This is a genomic window from Cohaesibacter gelatinilyticus, assembly GCF_900215605.1.
In the GTDB taxonomy this organism is placed as follows: Bacteria; Pseudomonadota; Alphaproteobacteria; order Rhizobiales; family Cohaesibacteraceae; genus Cohaesibacter; species Cohaesibacter gelatinilyticus.
Genome location: NZ_OBEL01000006.1, coordinates 288,615 through 301,568, shown reverse-complemented (window position 1 = coordinate 301,568; position 12,954 = coordinate 288,615). Strand labels below are relative to the sequence as shown.

Here is a 12,954-nt window from a genome sequence, read left to right as displayed (position 1 = left end):
TCGGCTCGTCAATTGCTTGGCACAGGCGACAGACGGGCTGCTGATACTTCCCAAAAGGAACCAAGGGAAAACATATGAACGCGAATTTCCGCAGCTTGGCATTGTGGGTGATTATTGGACTGCTGCTTATTGCATTATTCCAATTGTTCCAGAATCCATCCCAGCGCACCAATAGTCTGGAAATCCCCTTCTCTCAATTTGTAAGTGATGTGGAGCAGGGGCGGATCAAGGACGTCACCATAACAGGTCAACAGGTTACTGGTCATTTGTCAGATGGTGGCTCTTTCCAGACCTTTCTGCCAGAAAATGACACCACGCTTATTCCGCTGTTGACCAAGAATGGTGTTGCCATCACCGCCAAGCCGGAGACCGAAAGCTTCTCTTTGCTTGGTGCCCTGATTTCCTGGTTCCCGATGATCCTGATTTTGGCTGTATGGATATTCTTCATGCGCCAGATGCAGGGCGGTGGCAAGGCAATGGGGTTTGGTAAATCGAAGGCCAAGTTATTGACCGAAGCTCATGGCCGTGTTGTCTTTGATGACGTGGCTGGCGTGGATGAAGCCAAGGAAGATTTGGAAGAGATTGTTGAATTCTTGCGTGATCCGCAGAAATTCCAACGTCTTGGTGGCCGTATCCCACGCGGTGTTCTTCTGGTGGGCCCTCCGGGCACTGGTAAAACCTTGCTTGGTCGTGCCGTTGCTGGTGAAGCCAATGTGCCTTTCTTCTCCATTTCCGGTTCCGACTTCGTGGAGATGTTTGTCGGTGTTGGTGCCTCTCGCGTGCGGGATATGTTCGAGCAAGCAAAGAAGAATGCTCCATGTATCATCTTCATCGATGAGATTGATGCTGTTGGTCGCCATCGCGGCGCTGGCCTTGGTGGTGGTAACGATGAGCGTGAGCAGACTCTGAACCAGTTGCTGGTTGAGATGGATGGCTTTGAAGCCAATGAGGGCGTGATCCTTGTTGCTGCGACCAACCGTCCTGACGTTTTGGACCCGGCTCTCATGCGTCCGGGTCGTTTCGATCGTCAGATCGTTGTACCCAATCCTGATATCACCGGCCGAGAGAAGATCCTCAAGGTTCATGTGCGCAATGTGCCTCTGGCTCCGGATGTGGATCTGAAGACGCTTGCCCGTGGTACGCCTGGTTTCTCGGGTGCAGACTTGATGAACCTTGTCAATGAAGCTGCGCTTTTGGCGGCTCGCCGGGATCGTCGTCTTGTCTCCATGCAGGAATTCGAGGATGCCAAGGATAAGGTCATGATGGGTGCTGAGCGTCGGACGCTTGTCATGAGCGACGAGGAGAAGAAGCTGACCGCATATCACGAAGCCGGCCATGCCTTGGTTGCACTGCATATGCCTGCCTCGGATCCCATTCACAAGGCTACCATCATTCCTCGTGGCCGTGCTCTTGGCATGGTGATGCGTCTTCCTGAAAAGGATCAGGTCTCGCTGACTCGCGCCAAATGCAACGCTGATCTGGCTGTGGCTATGGGTGGTCGTGTCGCTGAAGAGATGATCTTTGGTTATGACAAGGTGACATCAGGGGCGACTGGTGACATTCAGATGGCAACCCGTCTGGCCCATGCCATGGCCACGCAATTTGGTATGTCTGATGAACTGGGGCCATTGCTCTACTCAGAAAACGAACAGGAAGTCTTCCTCGGACATTCTGTTGCCCGTCAGCAGCATGTCTCCGATGATACGCAAAAGCTGGTTGATAGCGAAACCAAACGTTTTGTTGAGACTGGTCTGGAAACCGCTCAGAAAATCCTGACGGATCACAAGGACGAGCTGATCATCATTGCCGAAGGTCTTTTGGAATATGAGACCCTGTCCGGTCAGGAAATTCGTGATCTGATTGATGGCAAACCGCCAGTTCGTGAAGATGATGATGAGCCGACCACACCAAAAGGATCTGCTGTCCCATCTGCTGGTGCTGTCAAGAAAGGCAGCGACAAGGGCGATGAAAGTGATGATGGCATGGAGCCTCAGCCATCGTCTTGATCTGAGATATTCCTCAGGTTTTCAAGGTAAGATTAACGCAAGGGCGCTCTTGACAGAGAGCGCCCTTTGCTGTTTCCGAGCGTCTGATTTTGGCAAAAACCGATTTTATATGCTTCTGTTTAGCGGTTTTTAATCTTGCTTGTTACATTTGAACACAAAGATTGATTGTAAAGCAGCTGGATCTTCTCACTCTGGCAAGAAAGATGAGTTAGAAGAGGCCAAGCCAGATTTGATCTGATCGCTATGTGAAGAATGAATGGAAAGGTCGGAACGGACGATGGGTAAGTATTTTGGGACTGATGGCATTCGGGGATGCGCAAACTCCTATCCTATGACAGCCGAGATTGCCATGAAGGTTGGTATGGCAACTGGCAAGCTGTTTCGGCGGGGAGATCATCGTCACCGGGTCGTGATCGGCAAGGATACACGTCTGTCCGGTTACATGCTTGAACCAGCCCTCACGGCAGGTTTTACCTCGATGGGTATGGATGTGTTTTTGTTGGGACCAGTGCCAACACCTGGCGTTGCCATGCTGACACGTTCGTTGCGTGCAGATCTCGGTGTGATGATTTCCGCCTCCCATAATCCATTCAATGACAATGGCATCAAGCTGTTTGGTCCGGATGGATACAAACTTAATGACGAGCTGGAAGCCAAGATCGAAGCTATGCTGGATCAGGACATGTCCAGCCAGTTGGTAAAGCCCGAGCAATTGGGGCGGACCAAACGTATTGAAAGTGTCTACGATCGTTATATTGAATTTGCCAAACGCACTCTGCCACGTGCCATGTCTCTGGATGGTCTACGGGTTGTCGTTGATTGTGCTCATGGCGCTGCCTATCGTGTCGCGCCGGATGCTCTATGGGAGTTGGGTGCCGAGGTCGTGAGCATTGGAGTTGATCCGAACGGCTTCAATATCAATGACAAATGTGGGTCTACCCATGTTGATGTCTTGATCGACAAGGTCAGGGAAGTGCGTGCGGATATCGGCATCGCGTTGGATGGTGATGCGGACCGGGTGATCATTGTCGATGAAACCGGCCATCGGGTTGATGGTGATCAGCTTATGGCTGTGGTTGCGGAGAGCTGGGCCAAGGAAAATCGCTTGTCCGGTAACGGTATTGTCGCGACTGTCATGTCCAATCTTGGTCTTGAGCGCTTTTTGGGCGGTTTGGGGCTGGATCTTGCGCGTACCAAGGTTGGTGATCGGTATGTTGTGGAACATATGCGTCAGCATGGTTTCAATGTGGGAGGTGAACAGTCAGGCCATTTGGTTCTCTCTGATTATTCTACCACGGGAGATGGTTTGATTGCTGCTTTGCAAATTCTTGCTGTGGTCAAGAAGATGAACAAGCCTGTGAGCGAGGTTTGCAATCGCTTTGAACCTGTGCCTCAGCTTTTGAAGAATGTGCGTTATAGCAGCGGTGCACCGCTTGAAATGGACAATGTGAAAGCTGCTATTGTCTCGGGTGAGGAGCGTCTTGGTAATTCAGGCCGTCTTGTGATCCGTCCATCAGGGACCGAACCTTTGATCCGCGTTATGGCGGAAGGCGATGATCATGACCTGGTTGAGCTGGTTGTCGATGACATTTGCGATGAGGTACGGAAGGTCAGCCAGGGCTGATATTTGAATTAGCGTTGCTGGTTGGAAGCATAGTGATTTGTGGATGAGGCGTCGGGCGATTGTCGGGCGCCTTTTCTATTGCTCAAGATCAGGCCTGTCAGAATGATGATGAAGCCTATCCATGCGAGGTTGTTCAGGCTTTCTCCCAAAAACAGAATGCCGCCCAACGTGGTAAGAGCCGGAATAATATAGTTGCTGGTGGTCACGAAACTGGCTGAAGTTTCCTGAAGCAAGATGAATAGAACGATAGAGGCAATGGCTGTTGGCACCAGACCCAGGTAAGCCAGAATCAACCAGCTATGAAGAGGCGTGGTTTCAATTGATATTTCAGGATTGAAGATCCAGCATGCAATGAGCAACATGAGCGCGGCGATCAGTACGACTACTGTTGCTTTATCGATATTATCTGCCTGTGGCATACGGCGTGTTAGTACTCCACTGGCCGCATAGCAGAAGGCTGCAAGGAAAATTGCCAGCTGGCCTATGAGCTCCATGGTGTCTGTTGCAGAGTTGCTGGAAGATGTTTCTGTGGTTCGCCAAGGGTTGATGACGAGGATGACCCCGATGAAACCCAAGGTGAAGCCGCCAAGTTTGATACGGGTCATCTTTTCATCTGGCAATAGCAGGTGAGCCAACCCCAGAACAATCAGTGGAACGGTTCCCATCAAAATTCCGGCAACTGATGAGGTGGTGAATTGGGTTCCCCAAGCGATCAATAGGAAAGGGGCGGCAGAGCTGAGCAATCCCAGTAAAATCAGCCACAAAGTGTGATGCCAGCCAAGGCTCCAGGGTTTTTTGTAAAAAACCAATCGATAGATGATGAGAATGATCGCGCCTCCGGTCAGTCGCCCGGCTGTCACCCATAAGGGAGGGATCTCCAGAACTGCGACGCGGGTCAAAATGATGGCCGAACTCCAGGAAAGAATCAAAAAGAGCAGAAGGAGCCAGTGACGCGCGGTAATTATGGGCATTGAAGGGCCTTGTAGGAGGGGAGCATAAGCTGTGCGGGGAGCCTAGAGGATTAAACTGGAGAGTGCAAACTTACCGAATAATGCGGCTGGTAAGGATTTGTTAAGATAAAATTTTGCAATTTGCATGAATATATATTCTAATTCTTATCATGACTTGTGTATTTGGTGTTGTTAACCTTAATTGTTGTAGTTAATCGAGTATTAAGGAAATTCTGCGATCTTTTCTCTTGAGTAAATATCTCAAATGCTTGTTCAGACATTTGTATCGAGAGGAAAATGAGATGAGCAGCCTCAAAAGAAATCTGTTTTTGAGTGTGTTCGGGGCCGCTATGTCCGCTGGCGTTGCTATGGCAGCGGATTTGCCAACTCCCCCGGTCATTGAATATGAGCCAGAGACTTTGGTCGAGATTGGTTCCAGTTGGTATCTGCGTGGCGATATTGGCTATGCAGCTTACAGCAATCCGGATGCTTCGTGGCAGGATCCTACCAACGGCCATCGTGCATTCATTAAGGAAGAGATTGACAATGGTTGGTTGATTGGTGGTGGTTTCGGCTATTACTTCAACGAACATCTACGTGCTGATGTTACGGTTGACTATCGCCATGAAGCCAAGTTCAAGGGCATGGTGGGTGGCTGTGGTGGCTGTTCTGGTGGTTATTCCAATGAGTCCGCCAAATTCAGTGCATGGACCTTGATGCTGAACGGTTACTATGACTTCGGTACCTGGAATTCCGTAACACCATATGTTGGTGCCGGTATCGGTCTGACTCATTTGACCCTTGGTGGTTATGCGACCAGTAACGGTGTGCCATTCTCTGATGGTGACAATACCAATTTTGCATGGAATCTGATGGCTGGTGCCGTGGTTGACATTGAAGAAGGTTGGAAATTCGATGCCAATTATCGCTTCCTGTCCATGGGTGAAGCCAAGACTGGTACTACATTTACAAATGGTACCAATGCCCAGAACCCTGTGAAGATTGAAGATATTTATGCGCATGAATTCCGTGTAGGTCTGCGCTACGATCTGGACTAAGGGTTTGTTGTTTTCCCTGGAGCAGGTGCGACGTCGCTCTTGGGCAGATCAAATGCACGGTTCCAGGAGCTGACTTTGGCTCCTGGTGGGAAAGTCAGGATGCCAAATCCTCTCGAAAAGGCGATCATCTCTGGATGGTCGCCTTTTTCGATTTTATCAATATGATTACACCATGCTGCTCAAAAGTTATCAACATGACGAGAATGATAGGCACCTCGAAAAGAGGAGAAAGTTTCTTATGATTTTAAATTTCCCTTACAGGAAACATATTTAGGGAGTTCACATAGGTCATTGGATGAAAATTTGATGATGTGATGAATTTGTCGTTGACGCTGTCCGGCGTTTTGTCTACCCCCGTCCGTGGGACACCTCTCCCCAACGAGAGGCAACTATCTGTGAGGGTAGCTAATTATGAGCACTACACTACCGGCCACACGGCCGAACAATCCCCATTTTTCTTCTGGTCCTTGCTCCAAGCGTCCAGGCTGGTCTTTGGACAGCCTGAAAGATGCTGCGCTGGGCCGTTCTCACCGAGCAAAAATTGGTAAGACCAAGCTGAAGGATGCCATTGAGCAGACCCGCGAAGTGCTTGGTATCCCAGCAAACTACAAGATTGGCATCGTTCCTGCGTCCGATACTGGTGCGGTCGAAATGGCTCTGTGGTCTCTTCTTGGAGCGCGCGGCGTTGATATGCTTGTTTGGGAGAGCTTCGGCAAAGGCTGGGCGACGGATGTCACCAAACAGCTCAAGCTTGATGATGTTCGCGTCATGGAAGCCGATTATGGTACCCTGCCAAATCTCGCCGATGTTGATTTCGCTCGTGATGTGGTCTTCACATGGAATGGCACGACTTCAGGCGTTTGTGTGCCAAATGGCGACTGGATCCCGGCAGATCGTGAAGGTTTGACCATTTGTGATGCGACGTCTGCTGCTTTCGCTCAACCACTTGAGTGGGACAAACTGGATGTGACCACTTACAGCTGGCAGAAAGTGCTGGGCGGTGAAGCAGCTCACGGCATGCTGATCCTGTCTCCACGCGCCGTTGAGCGTCTGGAAAGCTATGTCCCGGCTTGGCCATTGCCAAAGATTTTTCGCCTGACCAAAAGTGGCAAGCTGATCAATGGTATCTTTGAGGGTGCCACCATCAATACTCCTTCCATGCTGTGCGTTGAAGATTATCTGGATGCTCTGGCTTGGGCCAAGGAAATTGGTGGTCTGGACGCTTTGATCGGTCGTGCCAATGCCAATCTGGCGGTTTTGGAAGCTTGGGCTGAGAATACCCCTTGGGTTGATTTCCTTGCCAAGGACAAAGCCACTCGCTCCAACAGCTCTGTCTGTCTGACCATCGTTGATGAAACAGTGGCTGCGCTGGATGCCGATGCTCAGGCTGCTTTCGCCAAAGCTTTGGTTTCTCGCCTCGATAAAGAGGGCGTTGCCTTTGACATCGGTGCTTATCGTGATGCGCCATCCGGTCTTCGGATCTGGGCTGGTGCAACAGTTGAAGCATCTGATCTGGAAGCGCTGACCCCTTGGTTGGACTGGGCGTTCGAGCAAGAAAAAGCTTCCCTTTAAGCTTCGCTCCAGACGAGCAAATATTCACGAATTTTCTATTATGAGGAGCGTTCTGATGATCAGGACGCCTCCTGACGCAGAAGCTGCATCTTGAGTTGAGCTATCGCGCTTCTGCCAGCACCATGAGGATGAAACCATGGCTAAGGTACTGATTTCCGACAAACTGTCTCCAACTGCTGTTCAGGTCTTCAAAGACAAAGGCGTTGAAGTTGATTACCTGCCAGATCTCGGCAAGGACAAAGACAAGCTTCTGGAAGTGATCGGCCAGTATGATGGTTTGGCTATTCGCTCCGCGACCAAGGCAACCGAGAAAGTGATTGCCGCCGCAGATAATCTGAAAGTGATTGGTCGTGCCGGTATTGGTGTCGATAATGTCGATATTGATGCTGCTACCCAGCGCGGTGTCATTGTGATGAATACTCCATTCGGTAACTCCATTACCACTGCCGAGCATGCCATCGCCATGATGTTTGCCTGTGCTCGCCAGATCCCGGCGGCTGATGCGTCCACTCAGCAGGGCAAGTGGGAAAAATCCAAATTCATGGGTGTTGAAATCACCAACAAGACTTTGGGTGTGATTGGTTGTGGTAACATTGGTGGTATTGTTGCCACTCGTGCGGTTGGCTTGAAAATGAAGGTGATTGCGTTTGATCCATTCCTTTCTCCAGAGCGTGCCATCGAGTTGGGCGTTGAGAAAGTGGAGCTGGAAGACCTCTTCAAACGTGCTGACTTCATTTCCTTGCATACTCCGCTGACCGATAAGACACGCAATGTTGTTTCTCGCGAAGCGATCGCATCCATGAAAGACGGTGTGCGCATCATCAATTGTGCGCGTGGTGGTCTGGTTGACGAGGAAGCTCTGGCTGAAGCATTGAAATCTGGCAAGGTTGCCGGAGCTGCATTTGATGTCTTCTCTGAAGAGCCTGCCAAAGAGAATGTATTGTTTGGTTGCCCAAATATCGTCTGCACCCCGCATCTTGGTGCTTCTACTTCTGAAGCTCAGGAAAATGTGGCCATTCAGGTGGCCGAACAGATGGCTGACTATCTGGTCAACGGTGCTGTTTCCAACGCGCTCAATATGCCATCCATCACCGCCGAGGAAGCGCCTCGTTTGACACCATTCGTCAAACTGGCCGAACAGCTTGGTTCCTTTGCCGGTCAGCTGACTGAAACCGGTCTGAAAGGTGTTCGCATCGAATATGAAGGTCAGGTTGCTGACATGAATACCCGTGCGCTGACTTCTGTTGTTCTGTCCGGTGTTCTGAAGCCACTGTTGTCCAGCGTGAATATGGTGTCAGCGCCAGCTGTTGCCAAAGATCGCGGTATCGTTGTGGAAGAAACCCGTCGTGAACAGCAAGGTGCTTATGAGAATTATATTCGCCTGACCATCCTGACCGAACGTCAGGAGCGTTCTGTTGCGGGTACTGTCTTCTCCAATGGCAAACCACGGATCATCCAGATCAAAGGCATCAATATGGAGGCCACTCTGGGCGAGACCATGCTTTATATCACCAACCATGATAAGCCTGGCTTCATTGGTCGTCTGGGGACTGTTCTTGGTCAGGAAGCTCTCAATATTGCAACCTTCAATCTTGGCCGTAAAGAAGCTGGCGATGAGGCAATCGCCTTGCTTGAGATTGATGGTGATGTGAGTGAGCCAATTGTAAAACAGATTGAGGGTCTGGAAGGTGTTGTTCAGACCAAAGTTCTGAAATTTGCTCTCTGAGCCCTTTTGCAAAGATTCTCTCTAGAAAGCCTGCCCTTTTACCAGAAGGGCGGGTTTTTTGGGTTTTTGACGCATTTCGAGAGCGGTTGATCGGGGAAAAGCGTCAGAATTATGACTTATGCTGTCAGGAAAGCGGCAATTGTCCCTAATTCGGAGTCGCGCTTGGAATTGAATTTGTCTATAGTCCGCGCGTTTGTGGGGCATAGTCTCATAACTTCTATTTTTTCGGCAAAGTGAGTTTTGCCGCGCCAATCAGAGCAGATAGACATAAGGAGCTGGCATCTATGGCAAATGTCGTGGTCGTCGGGTCGCAGTGGGGCGACGAGGGTAAAGGCAAGATTGTGGACTGGCTGTCCGAACGGGCTGATATTGTGGTGCGTTTTCAGGGCGGTCATAATGCTGGTCATACGCTCGTCATCGATGGTGTCAGTTATAAGTTGAGTTTGCTGCCATCTGGTGTTGTACGCAAAGGCACCATTGGTGTGATTGGTAATGGTGTGGTGGTTGATCCTCATGCTCTTGTGGCCGAAATGGGCCGTCTGGCAGAGCAGGGAGTGACAGTGTCCCGCGAGAATCTGCGTATTGCCGAAAATGCTACCCTTATTCTTTCCTTGCATCGCGAATTGGATGCTCTTCGCGAAAATGCTGCTGCAGAAGGTACCAAGATCGGTACTACCAAACGTGGTATTGGCCCAGCATATGAAGACAAGGTGGGGCGCCGTGCGATCCGCCTGATGGATCTGGCCAATGAAAGCACATTGCGTGCCAAGATTGATCGGCTGCTGGCGCACCACAATCCCTTGCGTCGTGGTTTGGGTGTGGAAGAGATCTCTGCTGACGCTATTTATGAGGAATTGACGAGCGTTGCGCCCAATGTTCTACCTTTCATGGATAGCGTATGGCGTTTCCTCAATGCTGCTCGCAAGGCCGGCAAGCGAATCTTGTTCGAGGGTGCGCAAGGCGCGCTGTTGGATATTGATCATGGAACCTATCCATTTGTGACGTCTTCCAACACGATTGCCGGTCAGGCATCTGCTGGTTCAGGTCTTGGTCCACAGGCTCTTGATTATGTTCTGGGCATCACCAAAGCCTACACAACCCGTGTGGGTGAGGGACCTTTCCCGACCGAGCAGCTTAATGAAGTGGGCCAATTCCTTGGTGAGCGCGGTCACGAATTCGGGACAGTGACCGGACGCAGTCGCCGTTGCGGTTGGTTCGATGCTGTCCTGGTGAAGCAGACCATCTGTACCTCCGGAATTACAGGGATTGCCTTGACCAAGCTGGATGTGCTCGATGGTCTGGAAGAGATCAAGATCTGTGTCGGTTACAAGCTGGATGGTGAGGAAATTGACTATCTGCCGGCTTCTCAAGGAGCCCAGGCACGGGTTGAACCTATCTATGAGACGCTTGAAGGCTGGAAGGATACGACAGCAGGTGCAAGAACCTGGAATGATCTTCCTGCTCAGGCCGTGAAATATGTTCGTCACGTTGAGGAGTTGATTGGTGCGCCTGTTGCGCTACTCTCTACAAGTCCAGAGCGTGACGATACGATTCTTGTTCAAGATCCTTATCAGGATTAGGATAGGGATGAAAGATCGGGCTTTCCTGTCAGTTGTCATGCGCGTCAGACTGATAGGGAGTAGAAGAGGAAGAGAATGGCGGACTATTATGCAATTTTGAAGCGTGCGGTTGTTGCGCTTCCAGATAGCACCAGAGAGCAACGGCAGGCTGTTTATGACAAGGCCCGCAATGCGCTGCTCAAACAGTTGCAAGGCATGAACCCGCCTCTTCCTCCCGCCGAAATTTCCAAGCAAAGGGTTGCGCTGGAAGAGGCTGTTCGGTCTGTCGAGCGCGATTTGATGTTGGAAGGTGAGGCGCAGGAAAATGTCTCTTCTGCGGCAGACGCCGTGGAACCGACCACTCCTTCAGCTCCGGTGGTTTCAGAGCCTCAGGTTGAAGCACCTGTCTCGCAAGAACCGATTGTTTCCAATAAGGCTCCAACAGTTTCGGTCTCCGAAAGTCCGTCAGCCCCTGATGTCAAGGATGACGGGAATGATTCTGTAGACACAGGATCAGCCAAAGAACCGTTGGAAAGCGAAGATCGCGTTGTCCGCCGTGCCGGACAGGATGTGCTTAAAAATGCGGTGCGTGATGCAGAAAAGCTTGGTACCGCTACAAGTGCTGCCGTTAAATCTGCTCAAGAAACGGCTGATATTGTCGGCGATCAGCGCAAAGGTGAGGCATCTCGGATCGAGCCTACGCTGGGCGAAGCTGTTGTTTCCAGCTCCAAAACCTATAAGGCATCTTCTCCGGTCACTTCGGTGGGTGCAGATATGGACAAGGCAAAAAGCCGTGGTCCCGGTATTCAGGAAGAAGAAAAATCCTCTGGATTTGCACTGTTCGCATTGGTTGCGGTTGTTGCGATTGTTCTGGGGGGAAGTTCCTATCTTCTGTATCAGAACAAGACGGAGTTTTTGGGCTCGACGACGGATGGCGGTTCCTCCGTTGATGCGTCGTCAGAGGACAAGGGATCCAAAGAGCCTGTTCAGAGCGCAGAGGACAAGACTGATGCCAAAGGCGAGATGGTTGCCAAGAATGTTCGTACTGTTACGGTGACACCCGAGCAGGATACGTCGCAGCAAGGTGAGACACAGAGCACCAGCCAACCAGATCAAAGCGACGTTTCATCTGCTCCAGTGACATCAACAAATCCAAATTCCGAGGAAGCCCCGGCGGCAGAAGATCAAGCTGCAAAGGTTGAGGATACTGGAATTCAGGCTATTTTCTATGAGGAAAATGCGGCGGAAGGAAGTGATGGACAGGCCAATCCCGGGCAAACGGTCTGGAATCTGGAAGGTGAGGGTGAAGATGCTGTCGTCACCATAGCTGTGGCTGTTCCAAAACGTGATATTTCGTTCAAGATCCGCATGTCCAAGAACAAAGATGCTTCTCTTCCAGCATCTCATTTGATCGAGATTGAAGTTTCCAAGCAGGGTGCTGCAGAAGATCTCAAGGTTGATAAGATTCCTGGCCTGATCATGAAGCCGACTGAAGGCAGCAGAGGGCAAGGGCTCTTTGGCGAACCGGTACGGATCGCTGACGATCTACACTGGATTGCCTTGACCTCTGGTCCCAAGGCTTTGCGTTATAATCTGGAGCTTTTGGAACTGCGACAATGGATTGATATGCCTATTCTCTTCAAGTCTGGCCGACGAGGTATTCTGACGCTGCGAAAGGGCGATAGCGGCAATACGGTCATGGAAAGTGCTTTGCGCCAGTGGAGCAAATAGAAACTCGGCGATCTATGCCAACCAAAGCAATTGATAGAATTAAAGGGCCTCTGTGGGCCCTTTAATTTTGTGCAGTATGTTCGGTGTAGATGCCTGAAAAGCTCATTTTGCCTGCGGAGCTGGCGCATGGACTGCCAGATTGGCCTCGATCAAGGCTTTCAATTTGCCCGTATCGATGCCCTTGCAGGCTTGTGCACGGATGGCAATGACCGTACTGACAAGGCAATAAGCAGAAAGGTCCGGATCAATCCGTCTATCGATCGAGCCATCCTTGATACCTCGTTGCAATGCTTCCTTGATGTGGCGTTCGGTTCTGCCGATGCCGTTATCAACGATCTCGCGAAAGCTCTCGTCGTGAGGTCCTTGCTCAGTTGCTGTATTGATCAGCAGACAGCCTGGTGTTCTTTTATTTTCTTCCGTGGATCTTGCCAAATTTGAAAAGTATGTCTCAATTGCTCTGCGTGCAGGTTCCATTGTCACCAATGGTGTCAGCACTCTGGTTTGCTTGACATTGATATAATGGTTGAGAACCTCTGTGAACAGGGCTTCCTTGTTGCCAAAGGCATTGTAAAGGCTTGCTTTTGCCAAGCCTGTTGCGTTCACGAGATCGCGCATTGAGGTTCCATTGAACCCGCGTTGCCAAAAAAGCGTCGTCGCTTTATCGATCACGTCTTCTTCATTAAAGCCTCTTGCTCGGCCCATAAACACCTCCAGGTTTGTTGGCCATA

Annotated in this window: 9 protein-coding genes; 7 read left to right on the top strand and 2 right to left on the bottom strand. The window is 50.6% G+C overall.

Annotated elements, in window-relative coordinates:
* Window positions 1-74 precede the first annotated feature (74 nt).
* Window positions 75-2,006, top strand: a complete 1,932-nt coding sequence (gene ftsH, locus CRO57_RS20950; protein ID WP_097155452.1) for an ATP-dependent zinc metalloprotease FtsH — start codon at window positions 75-77, stop codon at window positions 2,004-2,006.
* 277 nt (window positions 2,007-2,283) lie between these two features.
* A complete protein-coding gene (gene glmM / locus CRO57_RS20945) occupies window positions 2,284-3,630 on the top strand; it encodes a phosphoglucosamine mutase (protein ID WP_097155451.1) in 1,347 nt (448 codons plus the stop codon).
* Between the two features lie 8 nt (window positions 3,631-3,638).
* Here glmM and CRO57_RS20940 read toward each other — a convergent pair whose 3' ends face one another.
* Complete coding sequence (locus CRO57_RS20940; protein WP_097155450.1) at window positions 3,639-4,601, bottom strand: DMT family transporter; 963 nt, start codon at window positions 4,599-4,601, stop codon at window positions 3,639-3,641.
* A 281-nt stretch (window positions 4,602-4,882) separates the two neighbouring features.
* Between CRO57_RS20940 and CRO57_RS20935 the strand changes: the two genes are divergently transcribed.
* From CRO57_RS20935 to CRO57_RS20915, 5 genes are all read left to right on the top strand, one after another.
* Entirely contained in the window at window positions 4,883-5,638 is a 756-nt protein-coding gene (locus CRO57_RS20935) for an outer membrane protein (RefSeq protein ID WP_097155449.1), read from the top strand.
* A gap of 411 nt (window positions 5,639-6,049) precedes the next feature.
* Window positions 6,050-7,210: a phosphoserine transaminase gene (locus CRO57_RS20930; RefSeq protein ID WP_097155448.1), complete on the top strand. Its 1,161-nt coding sequence runs from the start codon at window positions 6,050-6,052 to the stop codon at window positions 7,208-7,210.
* 136 nt (window positions 7,211-7,346) lie between these two features.
* Window positions 7,347-8,936: a phosphoglycerate dehydrogenase gene (serA, locus tag CRO57_RS20925; RefSeq protein WP_097155447.1), complete on the top strand. Its 1,590-nt coding sequence runs from the start codon at window positions 7,347-7,349 to the stop codon at window positions 8,934-8,936.
* A gap of 284 nt (window positions 8,937-9,220) precedes the next feature.
* Window positions 9,221-10,516: an adenylosuccinate synthase gene (locus tag CRO57_RS20920; RefSeq protein ID WP_097155446.1), complete on the top strand. Its 1,296-nt coding sequence runs from the start codon at window positions 9,221-9,223 to the stop codon at window positions 10,514-10,516.
* Between the two features lie 75 nt (window positions 10,517-10,591).
* A complete protein-coding gene (locus CRO57_RS20915; protein ID WP_097155445.1) occupies window positions 10,592-12,226 on the top strand; it encodes a hypothetical protein in 1,635 nt (544 codons plus the stop codon).
* A 102-nt stretch (window positions 12,227-12,328) separates the two neighbouring features.
* Here CRO57_RS20915 and CRO57_RS20910 read toward each other — a convergent pair whose 3' ends face one another.
* The gene (locus tag CRO57_RS20910) at window positions 12,329-12,928 is read right to left on the bottom strand and encodes a TetR/AcrR family transcriptional regulator (protein WP_170956196.1); all 600 of its coding nucleotides are present in this window, start codon (window positions 12,926-12,928) and stop codon (window positions 12,329-12,331) included.
* Window positions 12,929-12,954: the final 26 nt, after the last annotated feature.